At 72.4% G+C, this 17,005-nt stretch carries 16 protein-coding genes; 6 read left to right on the forward strand and 10 right to left on the reverse strand.

The features are described 5' to 3' along the window. The first annotated feature begins 9 nt into the window (after positions 1-9). The gene (locus tag QC283_RS26010) at positions 10-1,623 is read left to right on the forward strand and encodes an alpha/beta hydrolase (protein WP_279564101.1); all 1,614 of its coding nucleotides are present in this window, start codon (positions 10-12) and stop codon (positions 1,621-1,623) included. A gap of 58 nt (positions 1,624-1,681) precedes the next feature. Here the strand turns inward: QC283_RS26010 and QC283_RS26015 are convergent, their stop codons facing one another. From QC283_RS26015 to proP, 3 genes are all read right to left on the reverse strand, one after another. Next, complete coding sequence (locus tag QC283_RS26015; RefSeq protein WP_279564102.1) at positions 1,682-2,716, reverse strand: NAD-dependent epimerase/dehydratase family protein; 1,035 nt, start codon at positions 2,714-2,716, stop codon at positions 1,682-1,684. A 118-nt stretch (positions 2,717-2,834) separates the two neighbouring features. Further along, positions 2,835-3,557 (reverse strand): lysophospholipid acyltransferase family protein, encoded by a 723-nt coding sequence (locus QC283_RS26020; RefSeq protein ID WP_279564103.1) that lies wholly within the window; start codon positions 3,555-3,557, stop codon positions 2,835-2,837. A gap of 183 nt (positions 3,558-3,740) precedes the next feature. After that, on the reverse strand, positions 3,741-5,255 hold the full coding sequence (gene proP / locus QC283_RS26025) for a glycine betaine/L-proline transporter ProP (protein WP_279564104.1): 1,515 nt from the start codon (positions 5,253-5,255) through the stop codon (positions 3,741-3,743). Positions 5,256-5,408: 153 nt separating this feature from the next. Here proP and QC283_RS26030 point away from each other — a divergent pair, with 153 nt between their 5' ends. Continuing rightward, positions 5,409-5,864: an RpiB/LacA/LacB family sugar-phosphate isomerase gene (locus tag QC283_RS26030; RefSeq protein WP_279564105.1), complete on the forward strand. Its 456-nt coding sequence runs from the start codon at positions 5,409-5,411 to the stop codon at positions 5,862-5,864. Positions 5,865-5,872: 8 nt separating this feature from the next. On the opposite strand, the gene rocD is transcribed toward QC283_RS26030, so the two are convergent. The 3 genes from rocD to QC283_RS26045 all read right to left on the reverse strand — a co-directional run bounded on the left by rocD (position 5,873) and on the right by QC283_RS26045 (position 8,625). Further along, complete coding sequence (rocD, locus tag QC283_RS26035) at positions 5,873-7,102, reverse strand: ornithine--oxo-acid transaminase (protein ID WP_279564106.1); 1,230 nt, start codon at positions 7,100-7,102, stop codon at positions 5,873-5,875. Further along, positions 7,099-7,938 (reverse strand): dimethylargininase, encoded by an 840-nt coding sequence (ddaH, locus tag QC283_RS26040; RefSeq protein ID WP_279564107.1) that lies wholly within the window; start codon positions 7,936-7,938, stop codon positions 7,099-7,101. Before ddaH ends, rocD begins: the two co-directional genes overlap by 4 nt. Before the next feature lie 204 nt (positions 7,939-8,142). After that, positions 8,143-8,625 (reverse strand): Lrp/AsnC family transcriptional regulator, encoded by a 483-nt coding sequence (locus QC283_RS26045; protein ID WP_279564108.1) that lies wholly within the window; start codon positions 8,623-8,625, stop codon positions 8,143-8,145. Positions 8,626-8,702: 77 nt separating this feature from the next. Here QC283_RS26045 and QC283_RS26050 point away from each other — a divergent pair, with 77 nt between their 5' ends. The 4 genes from QC283_RS26050 to QC283_RS26065 are packed head-to-tail and all read left to right on the forward strand — an operon-like array spanning position 8,703 to position 12,823. Then, positions 8,703-9,461, forward strand: coding sequence for a LytR/AlgR family response regulator transcription factor (locus QC283_RS26050; protein ID WP_279564109.1), 759 nt, complete (start codon positions 8,703-8,705; stop codon positions 9,459-9,461). A gap of 2 nt (positions 9,462-9,463) precedes the next feature. Then, on the forward strand, positions 9,464-9,823 hold the full coding sequence (locus tag QC283_RS26055) for a hypothetical protein (protein ID WP_279564110.1): 360 nt from the start codon (positions 9,464-9,466) through the stop codon (positions 9,821-9,823). Between the two features lie 55 nt (positions 9,824-9,878). Then, positions 9,879-11,609, forward strand: a complete 1,731-nt coding sequence (locus QC283_RS26060; RefSeq protein ID WP_279564111.1) for a sodium/solute symporter — start codon at positions 9,879-9,881, stop codon at positions 11,607-11,609. An 8-nt stretch (positions 11,610-11,617) separates the two neighbouring features. Beyond that, a complete protein-coding gene (locus QC283_RS26065; protein ID WP_279564138.1) occupies positions 11,618-12,823 on the forward strand; it encodes a sensor histidine kinase in 1,206 nt (401 codons plus the stop codon). Between the two features lie 25 nt (positions 12,824-12,848). Here QC283_RS26065 and QC283_RS26070 read toward each other — a convergent pair whose 3' ends face one another. The 4 genes from QC283_RS26070 to QC283_RS26085 all read right to left on the reverse strand — a co-directional run bounded on the left by QC283_RS26070 (position 12,849) and on the right by QC283_RS26085 (position 16,851). Beyond that, entirely contained in the window at positions 12,849-13,019 is a 171-nt protein-coding gene (locus QC283_RS26070) for a hypothetical protein (protein ID WP_279564112.1), read from the reverse strand. 13 nt (positions 13,020-13,032) lie between these two features. Next, entirely contained in the window at positions 13,033-14,700 is a 1,668-nt protein-coding gene (locus QC283_RS26075; RefSeq protein WP_279564113.1) for a septum formation family protein, read from the reverse strand. 58 nt (positions 14,701-14,758) lie between these two features. Then, positions 14,759-15,709: a cytochrome c oxidase assembly protein gene (locus tag QC283_RS26080; protein ID WP_279564114.1), complete on the reverse strand. Its 951-nt coding sequence runs from the start codon at positions 15,707-15,709 to the stop codon at positions 14,759-14,761. A gap of 116 nt (positions 15,710-15,825) precedes the next feature. Further along, on the reverse strand, positions 15,826-16,851 hold the full coding sequence (locus QC283_RS26085) for a 6-phosphofructokinase (protein WP_279564115.1): 1,026 nt from the start codon (positions 16,849-16,851) through the stop codon (positions 15,826-15,828). Positions 16,852-17,005: the final 154 nt, after the last annotated feature.

Raw genomic sequence — 17,005 nt, forward strand, 5'->3', positions numbered from 1 at the left:
AGGCCCCTCTTGAGGAAGAGCAGACTGCGGCGCGGGGCGGTGGCGTTCGGCTCGGCCGGAGCGCTGGTCACCGCCACCCTGATGGCGAGCGTCGTCTCGGTGCCGGCCGCGAGCGCCGCCCCGGCCACGGGGCACGGGCACGGGAAGGGCTGGGACCGGGAGGCCCGCGGCGCGGCCATCGCCGCGGCCCGCGCCGCGAAGGCCGGCGTCGACTGGCAGGACTGCCCCGCCGACTGGAACCTGCCCAAGCCCATCCAGTGCGGCTACGTCACGGTGCCGCTCGACTACGCCAAGCCGTTCGGCAAGCAGATCGAGATAGCCGTCGACCGCGTCGGCAACACCGGCACGAAGGCGGAACGCCAGGGCGCGCTCATCTACAACCCCGGCGGCCCGGGCGGCTCCGGACTGCGTTTCCCGGCCCGCGTCACCGGCAAGAGCGCGGTCTGGGCCGACGCGGCCAAGGCCTACGACTTCGTCGGCTTCGACCCGCGCGGCGTCGGCAAGTCCGCGCCCATCTCCTGCGTCGACCCGCGGGAGTTCGTCAAGGCACCCAAGATGGACCCCGTGCCCGGCTCCGAGGCCGACAAGCGCGCCCAGCGAGAGCTCGCCCGCGAGTACGCCGAGGGCTGCCACGAACGCAGCGGCGAGATGCTCCCTCACATGACCACGCCGAACACCGCGCGCGACCTGGACGTCGTCCGCGCCGCCCTCGGCGAGAGGAAGCTCAACTTCCTCGGCGTCTCCTACGGCACCTACCTCGGCGCCGTCTACGGCACCCTCTTCCCGGACCACGTGCGCCGGATGGTCCTCGACAGCGTCGTCAACCCGTCCCGTGACAAGATCTGGTACCAGGCCAACCTGGACCAGGACGTCGCCTTCGAGAAGCGCTGGAGGGACTGGCAGGACTGGGTCGCGAAGCACGACGCCACCTTCCACCTCGGCGACACGCGCGCCGAGGTCCAGGAGCGGTGGCTCGAGCTGCGCGCCACCGCGAAGAAGGAGCCGCTCGGCGGGGTCGTCGGCCCGGCGGAACTGATCTCCTTCTTCCAGAGCGCCCCGTACTACGACTCCGCGTGGGCACCGGTCGCGACCGTCTTCAGCGAGTACGTCGCCGGTGACACCCAGGCCCTCGTCGACGCCGCCGCCCCCGACCTCTCCGACACCGCCGGCAACGCCTCCGCGGAGAACGGCAACGCCGTCTACACCGCCGTCGAGTGCGCCGACGCCAAGTGGCCCACCGACTGGCGCACGTGGGACCGGGACAACACCCGGCTGCACCGCGACCACCCGTTCATGACCTGGGCCAACGCCTGGATGAACCTGCCGTGCGCCACCTGGCCGGTCAAGCAGCGGACCCCGGTGGACGTGAAGAGCGGCAAGGGGCTTCCGCCGGTGCTGATCGTCCAGTCCGAACGGGACGCGGCCACCCCGTACGCGGGCGCCGTCGAACTGCACCAGCGGTTCAGGGGATCGCGCCTGATCACCGAGCGGGACGCCGGGTCCCACGGTGTCACCGGCCTGGTCAACCCGTGCGTCAACGACCGGGTGGACACCTACCTGCTCACCGGCGAGGTCGACGCCCGCGACGTGACCTGCGCCCCGCACGCCACACCCAAGCCGTAACGACGAGCGGGCACAAGGAGGGGGCGGCCGGTCCGACCGGCCGCCCCCTGCGCCGTCCTCATCCCCGCCGGGCCGCCAGCCAGGTGTCCTCCGCCGCGTAGTCGAAGAGGTCGCCGTACGCCCGAGGCATCTTCGGGTACTCCTCCCGCCAGTCCCGGCCGGCCAGCCGCTCCTCGAGGAAGGCGACCGTCTCCGGCAGGGTCTCGGCGTACCGGACCACCGGGCGGTAACCCAACTGCCGCTCGGCCGCCGTCATGTCGCACACGACCGGCGTGGGCACGGACCACGGCGTGTCGCCCACCCCTTCCGCGGGCGGCGGACCGTCCACCAGTACGTCCTCGGCCTCGAAGCCCATCACCGCGTCGATCGCCGCCGCGATCTCCGCCACGGTCGGCGCCTCCGGATCGACCGCGTTCAGGACACGCGTGCCCGGTCGCGGGGCGGCCAGCCGGACCAGCTCGGCGATGTTGTGCACGCTCACCGGGTGGAAGCGGCTCGCACCGCCGTACGCGAGGACACGCCGGCGCCTGCCGTCGAGGACGCGCTTGACGAAGTACAGCTCGCGCGGCGTCCTGCAGTACGGCCCGTGGACCGCGCCCGCGCGCAGCAGCGTGACGGGCAACCGGTCGCCCGCCGCCAGGAGTTCACGCTCCAGCGCGATCTTGCGAGTGGGGTACGAGGTGTCGCCCGGACGGACCGTGCGCTGCTCCTCGGTGATCGGCACCGGGTACTCGGGGAAGCCGTCGGGTTCGGTCTGCGTGTCGAAGTTGCGGCCCTTGTCGTCCTCGTAGACCGACATGCTGGAGATCACCACCGCCGAGCCGACCCGTCCGGCGAGCCGGACCAGCTGCCGCGCGTGCCCCTCACCGAAGGCCACCATGTCCACCAGGACGTCACATCCGTCACCCACCGCCGCCGACAGGGCCGTGTCGTCCTCCCGGTCGGCGCGCACCACACGTACGTCCTCGGGCCAGTCCCCGTCCCGCTCGCCGCCCCGCGAGACGGCCGTCACCTCCCAGCCGTCGCGGGCCAGCGCACCCACCGCCACCCGTCCGATCTGTCCCGTCGCTCCGACCACCACAGCACGTGTCATACGGCGACCGTAGGCGCACGTCCGGCCGCCCGGCCACTCCCTTCTGCCGACGGCAGACAAGGGGAACCCGGCGGCGGGCAACGGGCAACGAGCCGCCCCGGCGGCGGGCAACGGCCCCCTAGCGGTGCGGCAGCCGGGGGAACCTCGGGCCCTTCGCGGCCTTCGCCGCCTCCTCGGCCTTCACGTCGGCCGCGTACCGGTCGACGTACTCCTGCCCGGACAGTGTCAGGACGGCGTACATGATCTCGTCGGTGACGGCGCGCAGCACGGCCTTCTCGCGTTCCAGGCCGGCGTACCGGGAGAAGTCCAGGGGCTCGCCGAACCGGATCACCACGGGGTGCAGTTTCGGGATCTTCCGCCCCGGCGGCTGCGCCTCGAAGGTGCCGATCATCGCGCAGGGCACGACCGGCACGCCGGCCCTGAGCGCCATCACCGCGACGCCGACCTTGCCCTTGTACAGCCGGCCGTCGTGCGAGCGCGTGCCCTCCGGGTAGATGCCGAGCAGCTCGTCCCTGCCCAGCACGCCGAGTCCCTCGCGGATCGCGGCCTGTCCCGCCTCCTTGCCGGTGCGGTCGACGGGGATCTGCCCGGCACTGCGGAAGAAGAACGCGGTCAGCCGGCCCTTGAGGCCGGGGCCGGTGAAGTACTCGGCCTTGGCGAGGAAGGTGATGCGGCGTCTGAGCACCGCGGGCATCAGGAAGTGGTCCGAGAACGAGAGGTGGTTGCCCGCGACGATCGCCGCCCCCGACGCCGGCACATGGTCCAGACCCTCGATCCGGGGGCGGAAGACCACTCTCAACAACGGGCCCAGCAGTACGTACTTGAGCACGTAGTAGAACACGGTGTGTCTCCCACTCTCCCGGTAGGCACGGCACGGCTCCGCGCCGGACGTCCGCGTCCGGTGATCGATCGTAGCCCGGACCGCGGCGGTCCGTCCGGGACGGGGGCGGACGCGCTTCGGGGCCCGACGCGACGAGCGGGCGGTGGGGTGCGCACCGCACCCCACCGCCCGCTCGACGCGTGGTCAGAACTTCGGCGTCGGAGCCTGCGACTCGACCATCTCCGCCGCCTCCTCGTCGGTCTGCACCGAGGGCGGGGAACCTTCGAGGGGACGCTGGGCCGTCTCCTTCATGCAGGCCACCGCGATGACACCGACCAGGGCCGCGGCCATCGCGTAGTAGGCCGGCATCATGTCGGAGTCGGTCACGCTGATCAGGGCGGTGATGACCAGCGGCGTCGTACCGCCGAACAGGGACGCCGACAGGTTGTAGCCGACCGAGAGGGACCCGTACCGGACGTTGGTCGGGAACATCGCCGGGAGCGCCGCCGACATCGTGCCCAGCAGACAGACCAGGGAGAGGCCGAGCATCAGCATGCCGGCCGAGACGGCGAGCAGACTGCCCTCCTGCACCAGCACGAAGGCCGGGGCGGACAGCACGAAGAAGCTGATCATGCCGGTCATGAGGAGGGGCTTGCGGCCGAAGCGGTCGGACAGCCGGCCGACCTGGTTGATGATCAGCATCAGTACCACCATGGTGGCCACCAGGATCATCAGGCCGTGGCTCTCGCTGTAGTGCAGCTCGTCCGACAGATACGTGGGCATGTAGGACAGCAGCATGTAGTCGGTGATGTTGTACGCGCCGACGAGCGCGACGCACAGCACCAGCGAGCGCCAGTGCGTGCGGAAGATCTTGGCGAGGTCGCCCCGGGCCGTGGTCTCCACCGCGGTCGCCGCCTCCGAGATGTGGACGTTGGAGTCCTCCAGCTTCAGGAAGGCGGGCGTGTCGTCCAGCTTCAGCCGCAGATAGATACCGACGATGCCGAGCGGCGCCGCGACCAGGAAGGGGATGCGCCAGCCCCAGGCGTCCATGGTGTCGCTGCCGAGCCAGGCCGTGAGGCCGGTGACCAGGCTCGCGGCGCCGGTGTACCCGGCCAGCGTTCCCAGCTCCAGGAAGCTGCCGAAGAATCCGCGCCGCTTGTCGGGCGCGTACTCGGCGATGAAGGTGGAGGCACCGCCGTACTCGCCGCCGGTGGAGAAGCCCTGGAGCAGACGGAAGAGGATCAGCAGGACGGGGGCCCAGAAGCCGATGGAGTCGTAGCTGGGGATGAGCCCGATGGCGGCTGTGCCGATCGCCATGAGGATCATCGTCAGCGCGAGCACCTTCTTGCGGCCGACCTTGTCACCCATCGGGCCGAAGACCATGCCGCCGAGCGGGCGCACCAGGAACGCCACGGCGAACGTGGCGAACGAGGAGAGCAACTGCGCGGTGTCACTCCCCGACGGGAAGAACACGCGGCCGATGGTGCCTGCCAGATAGGCGTAGATGCCGAAGTCGAACCACTCCATGGCGTTGCCGAGAGAGGCGGCCTTCACCGCTCTCTTGACCGCGGCCTCGTCCGTGACGGTGATGTCCGACCGGCGCAGCCGGGGGTTCTGCCGACGCCTGATCGCCCGGAAGAGAGCCGGGTGGCGGCGGATCGCCGCGGTGTCGGGTTCTTGGCCGTTCTCGGTGGGGGACGTGGCGGCCTCCCTTTCCACGCGCAGCCGCTCCTGGCGGAGTGCTGCTCGGTCGTACGTTTCTCAGGGTCGTACCGTTCCCCCGATCATCCTGGGTATGGTCGTGACTTCGGTCATGTGGTTGAGCCGATGAGGTGAGCGGCGCGCCGGGCGGCCGATGAGTACGCTTCGCCCATGCGCATCTCCGTCTCCTCCGACATGGACGAACCCGTCGCTCGCCTCCTGGTCGAGGAACTGCGCGCACGGGGCCACGAGGTGCTGCCCCACGGCGCGCTGCGGCCCGGGGCGGACCCGCGGTGGGCGGTGTGCTCACAGCGGGCGGCGCGTGAGGTCGCCGACGGCACGGCCGACCAGGCGGTGGTGTGCTGCTGGACCGGCACGGGCGCGTCGATCGCCGCCAACAAGATCCCGGGCGTGCGGGCCGCCCTGTGCACCGACGCGTACACCGCTGACGGGGCCCGCCGCTGGAACGACGCCAACGTACTCGCGATCGGCCTGCGGCTGACCTCGGCGCCGCTGCTGCGGGAGATCCTCGACGCCTGGTTCGCGGGAGGGCCCAGCCAGGACGCCGAGGACCTGGCCAACGTGGCCCACGTGGAGCGGCTGGATCGGGACCCGGCCGCTTCGTGACAGCACCTTCAGGACGTCAGGACCTTCTCCAGCGTTCCGAGTGCTCCCTCCAGCTCCTCGCCGGTGACGGTCAGCGGCGGGGCCAGCCGGATCGTGGAGCCGTGGGTGTCCTTGACGAGGACGCCCTCGCGCATCAGCCGTTCGCTGATCTCCCGGCCGGTGCCGAGCGCCGGGTCGACGTCGACGCCCGCCCACAGTCCCCGCGCGCGGAAACCGACGACGCCCCTGCCGACCAGGGCGGTCAGGCCCTCGCGCAGCACCGCGCCCAGCTCGGTGGCCCGACGCTGGAACTCGCCCGTCTCCAGCAGCTCCACCACCGCCGTGCCGACCGCGGCCGCCAGCGGGTTGCCGCCGAACGTCGAGCCGTGCTCGCCCGGACGCAGCACGCCGAGGACCTCCCGGCTGCCGACCACCGCCGACACCGGGACGATGCCGCCGCCCAGCGCCTTGCCGAGCAGCACCACGTCCGGCGCGACCGACTCGTGCTCGACGGCGAGGGTGCGCCCCGTGCGGCCGAGACCCGACTGGATCTCGTCCGCGACGAAGAGGCAGCCGGCCCGGCGGGTCAGCTCCCGCACGCCGGCCAGATAGCCGGTGTCCGGGATCAGCACGCCCGCCTCGCCCTGGATCGGTTCGATCAGCACGGCCGCCGTCGTCTCGTCGACCGCCGCTTCCATGGCCGCCAGGTCGTTGTACGGGACGACCCGGAAACCCGGGGTGAAGGGACCGAAGCCGGAGCGGGCCGTCTCGTCCGTGGAGAAGCTCACGATCGTCGTCGTACGGCCGTGGAAGTTGTCCGCCGCGACCACGATCGTCGCCCGGTCGGCCGGGACGCCCTTGACGTCGTAGGCCCACTTGCGGGCCACCTTGATGCCGCTCTCCACCGCCTCCGCGCCGGTGTTCATCGGCAGCACCATGTCCGTGCCGGTCAGCGCGGCCAGCCGTTCGGCGAAGGAGGCGAGCCGGTCGTTGTGGAAGGCGCGCGAGGTGAGTGTGAGCCGGTCCAGCTGGCGGTGGGCGGCCTCGGTCAGCGCCGGGTGCCGGTGGCCGAAGTTGAGCGCCGAGTACCCGGCCAGCATGTCCAGGTAGCGGCGGCCCTCCACGTCCTCGACCCAGGCGCCCTCCGCGCGGGCCACGACCACGGGCAGCGGGTGGTAGTTGTGCGCGAGGACGGGCTCCTCCGCGCGGATGAGCTCCTCGGAGCCGCGGGTGGGGGCGGGGTGGGCGGGCGCGGTCATGAACGGGTCTCCCGGATCTCCTGGGTGCAGCACTTGATGCCGCCACCGGCCTTGTGGAACTCGGACAGGTCGACGGGGACGGGGACGTAGCCGAGGCCGGCGAGGCGGTCGGCGAGTTCCCGGGCCCCGGGCGCGAGGAACACGTGCCGCCCGTCGGAGACGGAGTTGAGTCCGAACGCCATGGCGTCCTCGCGGGTGGCGATCACCGCGTCCGGGTAGAGCCGCTCCAGCACCTCGCGGCTGCCGGGCGAGAAGGCCCCGGGGTAGTAGGCGATGTTCCCGTCCGCTGCGCCGTCCGCGTCGTCGAGCACGAACAGCGCCGTGTCCAGATGGTAGAAGTACGGGTCCACGAGCGTCAGCGAGATCACCGGCACGCCGAAGAACTCCTGTACCTCGCGGTGCGCCTCACGGGTCGTACGGAACCCCGTGCCGGCCAGGATCCAGCGGCCGGCCGGGACCAGGTCGCCCTCGCCCTCGCAGACCGCCTCGGGGTGGTGGACCTCGAAGCCCTCCGTCTTGAACCACGCCTCGTAGGGCACCGACTCGGGACGGCGCTCGCGGGCGTGGAAGAGGGAGCCGCAGACCCGGCCCTCGACGACGACCGCGCAGTTCGCGGCGAAGACCATGTCGGGCAGACCCGGGACCGGCTGGACGGTGTCCACGGTGTGGCCGTGGGCGCGGTAGGCGTCGACCAGTGCCTGCCACTGGTCCAGTGCGCGGATGACGTCGACGGGCCGGTCGGGGCTCATCCACGGGTTGATCGCGTACTGCACGGCGAAGTGTCTGGGTTCGCAGACCAGAAAGCGCCGCCGGCGCGGCACACGGGATTCGGACACAGAGGGGTTCCTCCGCTTCCTGACGGATTGTGACTGGGGTATGACACCACGGTAGGAAGCGAAGGAGACGGACGACAAGCGACAACAGCTGCGTGTTCGCGCACGATCGCTGCGTCCTGAGTCGCATCGGCGCACGTCTGCTGCGCCCTCGGCCGGTCTCCGGGCCGCCGCCCGGGGTGCCGGGGCCGGCTCCCGGGCCGCGTCTTACGGTGCCGGATGGCTCGCGCCCGCCTCCGGACTGTCCGGGATCAGATGGGACAGCACCATCACACTGATCGTCTTGCGGATGAACGGCTCGGCCCGGATCCGTTCCAGCACCTCCTCGAAGTGCTCCACGTCCCGCGCCCGCACATGCAGCAGCGCGTCCGCCCCACCGGTCACCGTCATCGCCGCCGTGATCTCCGGGTAGCCGCGCGCGACCTGGGCCAGCCGCCTCGGCGGCGCCGCCCCCTCGCAGTACACCTCCACGTAGGCCTCGGTCCGCCAGCCCAGCGCGGAGGGCCGCACCGTCGCCGTGAACCCGGTGATCACGCCGGTCTCGCGCAGCCGGTCCACCCGGCGCTTGACCGCCGTCGAGGACAGGCCGACCTCCGCGCCGATCTCGGCGAAGGACGTCCTGGCGTTCGCCATCAGGGCGGTGACGATCTTCCGGTCGAGTTCGTCGAACGAAGCGGGCCTGCTGCTCATGCGGGCACTGTATCCAGCGGATACGTCCACGTCGGGCACGTGTGCAGGCGCACGGATTGCTCCTACACTCCAGCCTCATGCTGCGCGCCCTGGCTGTCGACGACGAACGCCCCACCCTCGAGGAACTCGTGTACCTGCTGAACGCCGATCCCCGCATCGGCACGGCGGAGGGCGCGTCGGACGCGACGGAGGCGCTGCGCCGCATCAACCGCGCCCTGGAGTCGGGCCCCGACGGGCCGGACGCCATCGACGTCGTCTTCCTCGACATCCAGATGCCCGGCCTGGACGGACTCGACCTCGCCCGGCTGCTGAGCGGGTTCGCCCGCCCGCCGCTGGTCGTCTTCGTCACCGCGCACGAGGACTTCGCCGTGCAGGCCTTCGACCTCAAGGCCGTCGACTACGTCCTCAAGCCCGTCCGCAGGGAACGGCTCGCGGAGGCGGTCCGCCGAGCCGTCGAACGACGGGGCACCGCGGCCCCGGCCCCGCGCATACCCGTGCACGAACCCGACCCCGACCACATCGCCGTGGAACTGGGCGGCGTCACCCGCTTCGTCCCCGTCGAGGACATCACCCACGTCGAGGCCCAGGGCGACTACGCCCGCCTGCACACCGACCGGGGCAGCCACCTCGTCCGCATCCCCCTGTCCACCCTGGAGGAGCGCTGGCGTGCCCGCGGCTTCGTCCGCATCCACCGCCGCCACCTCGTCGCCCTGCGCCACATCGGCGAGCTCCGCCTGGACGCCGGGTCCGTCAGCGTCCTGGTCGGCGCCGAGGAACTCCAGGTCAGCCGGCGCCACGCCCGCGAACTGCGGGACCTGCTCATGCGGAGGCCGTGACCATGCCCCAGGACCCCACCGAACGCCGCGTCACCGTCACCGGCCCGCCCAGACGCACCGGCAGGGCCCCCGGCTACTACCGCCCGCGTACCGAGATCGACGAGCAGACCACGCTCGGGCACACGTACGTCCGCTCCCTCATGCGCAGCCAGCTGCGGGCCGGCCTCACCGCCTTCGCGGTGCTCGGACTCCTGGTCGGCCCGCTGCCGCTGCTGTTCGCGGCGTTGCCCGACGCCCACCGTCTGGAATGGACCGTCCTCGGCTTCGGCCTGTACGCCCCGCTCGTCCTTCTCGCCCGCTGGTACGTGCGCCGCGCCGAGCGCAACGAACGCGACTTCGTGCGCCTCGTCGAGGACCGATGACCCCGTTCCCGAAGGTGCCTCGCCGAGGACCGATGAGCCCGCCCCCGAAGGCGCCATGAACTCCAGCTACGCCATACCCGCCGTCGCCCTCGTCGTCGTCGCCACCGTCCTCGTCGGCGCCTTCGGCCTGCGCATCTCCCGCACCACCTCCGACTTCTACGTCGCCTCCCGCACCGTCGGCCCCCGCCTCAACGCCGCCGCCATCAGCGGCGAGTACCTCTCCGCCGCGTCCTTCCTCGGCATCGCCGGGCTGGTCCTCGTCCAGGGCCCCGACATGCTCTGGTACCCGGTCGGCTACACCGCCGGCTACCTGGTCCTGCTCCTCTTCGTCGCCGCCCCGCTGCGCCGCTCCGGCGCCTACACGCTGCCCGACTTCGCCGAGGCCCGGCTCGCCTCCCAGGCGGTACGGCGGCTCGCCGGGGCCTTCGTCGTCGGCGTCGGCTGGCTCTACCTGCTGCCCCAGCTCCAGGGCGCCGGACTGACCCTGGCCGTGCTGGGCGGGGCGCCCGACTGGCTGGGCGGAGTGATCGTCGCCGTCGTCGTCACCGCCATCGTCGCCGCCGGCGGCATGCGCAGCATCACCTTCGTCCAGGCCTTCCAGTACTGGCTGAAGCTCACCGCCCTGCTCGTCCCCGCCCTCTTCCTGGTGCTGGCCTGGCAGGGCGACGGCGCACCCGGCCGGCCCTTCGAGGAACCGGCCACCTTCCGCGAGCAGCGCTCCGTCCGGGTCGACGACAGCCTCACCCTCACACTGGACAGTCCGCTGACCGTCACCGTCGACGGCACGGTGGACGGCCGCGCCCACGACGGCACCCGGGTCGGGCTCCCCACCGGCACCCATCACATCGAGGCCGGCACCCGCCTCACCTTCGCCGAGGACACCCCCGTCCCGGCCGCCGGACGCGGCGCCGACGACGCCCTGTCGCCCTCCCGGGCCGAGAGCCGCACGGAACGCCCGCTGTACGCCACGTACGGCCTGATCCTCGCCACCTTCCTCGGCACCATGGGCCTGCCGCACGTCGTGGTCCGCTTCTACACCAGCCCGCACGGCGTCGCCGCCCGCCGCACCACCGTCGCCGTCCTCGGTCTCATCGGCGCCTTCTACCTACTGCCGCCCGTCTACGGCGCCCTGGGCCGCATGTACGCCCCCGAGCTGACCCTCACCGGCGACGCCGACGCCGCCGTGCTGCTGCTGCCCGACCGGGTGATCGGGGGAGTGGGCGGCGACCTGCTCGGGGCGCTGGTCGCGGGCGGTGCCTTCGCCGCGTTCCTGTCCACCGCGTCCGGGCTGACCATGGCTGTCGCGGGCGTCCTCACCCAGGACGTGCTGCCGTCCCGCGGCGTGCCGCACTTCCGGCTCGGCACCCTCCTCGCCATGGCCGTGCCGCTCGCTGCGAGCGCGCTGGTCGGCGGGCTGCCGGTCGCCGACGCCGTCGGCCTCGCCTTCGCCGTGTCGGCGTCCTCCTTCTGCCCGCTGCTCGTCCTCGGCATCTGGTGGCGGCGGCTGACCCCGCCCGGCGCGGCGGCCGGAATGCTGGTGGGCGGCGGCTCCGCCCTGCTCGCCGTCGCCGCGACCATGGGCGGCTTCCCGGGCGGCGGCGGTGCGCTGCACGCGCTGCTGGCCTGGCCCGCGCTCTGGTCGGTGCCGCTGGCCTTCCTCACCATGGTGCTGGTCTCCCTGGCCACACCGGGCCGGGTCCCGGCCGGGACGGCGGCCATCCTGGCCCGCTTCCACCTGCCGGAGGAGCTGCGCACGGACGAACTGCACAAGGAGGTGACCCCGTGAGCGGCTCCATGAGCGGATTCCTGGCGGGCCTGGCCGTGGCCGTGCTCCCGCTGCTGGCCGCGGGCTTCTGGCTGGGGCGGCGCACGGCCCGCCCGCAGACCCTCGGCGGGCTGGGCACCCCGGTCGAGCACGCCACCTTCCAGACCCTGCACACCGCCTCCCTGGCCACACCCCCGCTGCGGGCGGGCCTGACCGAGGAGACCGCCGGCAAGTCGGCCCGCAAGCTGCGCTCCCTGCTCGGCACGGACGCGCTGTGTCTGACCGACCTCAAGGAGGTCCTGGTCTGGGACGGCGCGGGCGCCCATCACCGTACCGAGATCATGGAGCGCCTCGCCGGACCGCTGGAGACCGGCCGCGGCGAGGCCTTCCCGCTCTCCTGCCTCGTCCCGGACTGCACGGTGCGCTGGGCGGTCGTCGCCCCGCTCACCGTCGACGACCGGGTGCACGGCGCCCTGGTCGCCTGCGCGCCCCGTGAGTCCGCCGTCCTGGTCCGGGCCGCCGGCGAGGTCGCCCGCTGGGTCTCCGTCCAACTGGAGCTGGCCGACCTCGACCAGTCCCGCACCCGGCTCATCGAGGCCGAGATCAAGGCCCTGCGGGCCCAGATCTCCCCGCACTTCATCTTCAACTCGCTCGCGGTGATCGCGTCCTTCGTGCGCACCGACCCCGAGCGCGCCCGCGAGCTGCTCCTGGAGTTCGCCGACTTCACCCGCTACTCGTTCCGCCGGCACGGCGACTTCACCACCCTCGCCGACGAGCTGCACGCCATCGACCACTACCTGGCGCTGGTACGGGCCCGCTTCGGCGACCGCCTCGCCGTCACCCTCCAGGTCGCCCCCGAGGTGCTGCCGGTCGCCCTGCCCTTCCTCTGCCTCCAGCCGCTCGTCGAGAACGCCGTCAAGCACGGCCTGGAGGGCAAGTCCGACCGGTGCCGCATCCAGATCACCGCGCAGGACGCGGGCGCCGAGGCCCTGGTCGTCATCGAGGACGACGGCGCCGGCATGGACCCGGGCCTGCTGCGCCGCATCCTCGCGCGCGAGGTCAGCCCGTCGGGCGGCATCGGACTGTCCAACGTCGACGACCGGCTCCGCCAGGTCTACGGAGACGACCACGGCCTCGTCATCGAGACGGCCGTCGGCGCGGGCATGAAGATCACGGTCCGGCTGCCGAAGTACCAGCCGGGCGTGCACTCGGCGGGCCGGCTCGGCCGCGAGTGAACTGTGGTGCGCCCCGGCGTGGGGCTCAGGCGCTGCGCGTGGTCACCAGCCCCACCGTGATCAGACCCAGCACGACCCAGCCGAACCACAGCCAGCCGTTGCTTCCGAGCGCCACCGTGTAGGCCGTCACCGCGACCAGGCCGCCGATGGTGAGCGCCCCCATCGTCTTCGTCGAACTGTCCGTGGAACCGGGCATCGCAACACCCTCCTCATGGTCCGTTCCCCTCCATGGTGCCCCCGTTCTGCCTCCGTACGGTGCAGACGACGAGATGTGAGCCCGATTTCCACGCGCCGGCGGCCGTCCGCGAGCCGGACTCGTACAGGGAGGGGTCGAATCCGTAGTCGCGCGGCGGCACCCGACGCCCACACGCCGCGTCCGCCGCCGCGGGTGCCTCGGCGAGCGAGACACCGGGGGCCAGCCGGGTGAAGCCGAGCACCTGAGCGTCGTACCGGCCCGAGCAGGACACCAGCCGGGCCTCCCGCGCGGAGCGCACGTCCAGGCAGTCCCGGCGCTGCATGGTGGCGGTGTCCGCGAACACCGCGCCGGGCTCGCGATGCCGTCCGAGCGGCCCGTACACCGGCCCGTACGCGCCCACGACCAGACACGCCGTGCGCCCGAGCGCCGTCTCGAAACCCTCCTCGGCCGGCACGACCGCCACGCTGCGCACACCGGCCAGCCGCCCCCGGACCTCCCGCGTCCGCTCCTCACACCGCGCCGGACCCAGCTCGCGGGCCTCCTCGGCGGAGGAGGCGGGCACGAACGCCATCACCTGGCCGTCGGGCGCCCCGCCCCGGCAGGCCGGGTCCACGGTGAGGCGCGGCGTCCCCGTGAACCGGGTGCCTCCCGGCCAGCGGGCGCGCACGCAGTCCCCGTCCGCCAGCGGCGCCACGAGTCCCACGGCGTCGCCGTACGGTGTCCCGGCCCCGTCGGCCGCCCGGTCGGCCATGGCGTACCAGACACCGCCCAGGGCGAGGGCCAGGCCGAGCCCGCCGGCCAGGGCGGCCCGCAGGGCCCGCGGGCGCGGACGCCGGTGCCCGGCGGGGGAGACGGCGGTGGTGGAAGCGGCCGGTCCGATCACGGCCGGGCGCGCCGCGGACCAGGGCGGCTGCGACCCCGGGTCGGTCCGCGGCCGGGCGTACGTCTCCGTCTGCGGCGTGACGATCCACGCCAGTTCCGCCTCCGCCTCGGCCACCGTGACACCCGGCCCGGAGGCCCGGCCGAGCAGCCTCTCCAACAGGGGCCCCAGCGCACCGGCACGCACGGGCACGTCCCGGTCGCAGGGCTCGCGGCCCTCGACGGCGTAGTACAGGGTGCGGCCCAGTGCGAGGAGACCGTCGTCGTCGCCGGGACCGGTGACGACGTGGTCCAGGAGCAGGATCCGGCCGTACGGTGCGCCGCCGCCGTCCGGCGCCAGCAGGATGCCGGCCGGCGTCACCCGCCGGTGCGGCGCGGCCCGTCCGTGCCCGGCGGCCTGCGTGTCGAGCACGGAGAGCGCCGCGAGCCCGATCCGGGCGCAGTCGGCCGGGGCCCGCGGCCCGCGCCGGGCCACCAGCTCCCCCAGGTCGACGGCGCCCGCCACGTACTCCATGACGATCCACGGCGCGTCCTCATGCTCCACCACGTCATGAACGGTCACCAGGTGCGGATGGTCGTACGGCGGCCGTGGCAGGCTCCGGGGATCGGTGTGGGCGGCCTTCAGCGCGACCTCGCACCCCAGCCGCTGGTCGTGGGCGAGCCACACCCGGCCCGAGCCGCCGTCGCCGAGCGGACGCAGCAGCAGATAGCGGCCGGCGACGAGCAGGCCGACTTCCGGCCGCCGTGATCCCGGCCCCCGCGCTTGTGGCCCCTCTGATCCTGAGAACGCGTGACGTGCCATACCGCTCCCCCCGGGCGGTTCCCCCGACGCGCCACATGCTACTGAACGGAGCCGCCGTTCAGCCGCCGCGTGTGCTCAGTGAGGCCAGATAGGCGTTGTATGCCTCAAGTTCCTTGTCGCCGTCGCGCTCGGCCGCCCGGTCGCTGCGCCGGGCCTGCCGCTCCTCGGAGGCGTACCACTGGAACAGCAGCGCGAGCAGCACCAGCACGGACGGGACCTCGCTGAAGGCCCAGGCGATGCCGCCGGCCGCGTTCTGGTCGGAGAGCGCGTCGATGCCGAGCGACGCGGGCGGGTTCTTGAACGTCTCGACCATGGGCGAGGACGCCATCATCAGCGCGATGCCGAAGAAGGCGTGGAACGGCATGCCCGCGAACAGTTCCAGCATCCGCATCAGGTAGCCCGGCCGGTGGGGGCCCGGGTCCACGCCCATGATCGGCCAGAAGAACACCACGCCGACGGCGAGGAAGTGCACCATCATCGCGATGTGCCCGACCTGGGAGCCCATGAGGAAGTCGAAGAGGGGGGTGAAGTACAGCGCGTACAGGCTCGCGATGAACAGCGGGATGGTGAACGCGGGGTGCGTGATGATCCGCATGTAGCGGCTGTGCAGCAGCATCAGCAGCAGTTCGCGGACGCCCTTGCGGCCACGGCCCGCGGGCGGCAGCGCGCGCAGGGCGAGGGTGATCGGGGCGCCGAGCAGCAGCAGGATCGGCGACACCATGCTGATCATCATGTGCTGCACCATGTGCACGCTGAACATGACCATGCCGTAGTCGTTGAGCTTGGTGCACATCATCAGCGCGACGCTCAGCACCCCGACGACGAAGGACACGGTCCGGCCCACCGGCCACCTGTCACCGCGCCGGGTCAGACGCACGACGCCCCATCCGTAGAGCGCCAGTCCCAGGAGGCAGGCGATCAGGAAGAAGGGGTCGGCCGACCACGCGAGACCTCGCCCCAGCGTGAACGGCGGCAGATCCATCGTCATGCCGTGCCCGCTGTGATCCATCCGCCGGCTCCTGTTTCGTGGGGGTTGAGCGCGGTTGAGCGCTGTCTGTCCGAAGCAAGACTAGAACCGCCCCCGGCCACACTCGTGACCGGGGGCGGCTTGTCGTCGGGCTCGCCTCAGAGAACGCACTCCGCTTCCGCGTACCGCTCGTCCGGCACCGTCTTCAGCGTCTCCACGGCCTCCGCCAGAGACACCATCGCGATGTCCGTCCCGCGCAGGGCCGTCATCATCCCGAACTCCCCGCGGTGCACGGCTTCCACCGCGTGCCAGCCGAACCGGGTGGCCAGCACCCGGTCGTACGCCGTCGGCGTGCCGCCGCGCTGGACGTGTCCGAGTATCACCGGCCGGGCCTCCTTGCCGAGGCGCTCCTCCAGCTCGATCGAGAGCTGGCGGGCGATCCCGGCGAAGCGCTCGTGGCCGTAGACGTCCTTGCCGCCCTCGTCGAAGTCCATGCCGCCGGCCTTCGGCTTGGCGCCCTCCGCGGCCACCACGATGGCGAACCGCTTGCCCGCCGAGAAGCGCTCGCCGACCTTGGCGGTCAGCTCGTCGATGTCGAAGGGCCGCTCCGGGACGACGACGGCGTGCGCGCCGGCCGCCATGCCCGAGTGCAGCGCGATCCAGCCGGTGTGACGGCCCATGACCTCGACGATCAGCACCCGCTGGTGGGACTCGGCGGTGGTCTTCAGCCGGTCCAGGGCCTCGGTGGCCACGGTGACGGCCGTGTCGAAGCCGAAGGTGACGTCCGTGACGGCGATGTCGTTGTCGATGGTCTTCGGTACGCCCACGATCGGCAGGCCGTTGTCGGACAGCAGCCGGGCCGCCTTCAGCGTGCCCTCACCGCCGATCGGGATGATCGCGTCCAGACCGAGTTCCTCGACGTGCCCCCGGGCACGCTCCACGCCGTCCCGCAGATGCTCGGGACGGACCCGGGAGGAGCCGAGAATGGTGCCGCCGCGGGCCAGGATGCCACCGACCGCGTCGAGGTCGAGCTTGAGGTAGTCGCACTCCAGGAGGCCCTTCCAGCCGTCCCGGAAGCCGATGACCTCGTCGCCGTGGTCGACGACGGCGCGGTGCACGACGGACCGTATGACGGCGTTCAGGCCGGGGCAGTCACCGCCGGACGTGAGGACACCAATGCGCATAGCCCGGAATACCTTCTCAAGTGGCACGGGGGCCGGACCGCGCTGTCCGGCTCGATTCCCGCCACCCTAGCGGCATCGGGGGGCGGGACCGAACCACGCGTCCGCCTACTGGACGTGCCCGCTCACCTGTGCGGATGAGTCATCAGACGGGCCC

Source organism: Streptomyces sp. DH41, from assembly GCF_029813785.1.
Classification (GTDB): Bacteria; Actinomycetota; Actinomycetes; order Streptomycetales; family Streptomycetaceae; genus Streptomyces.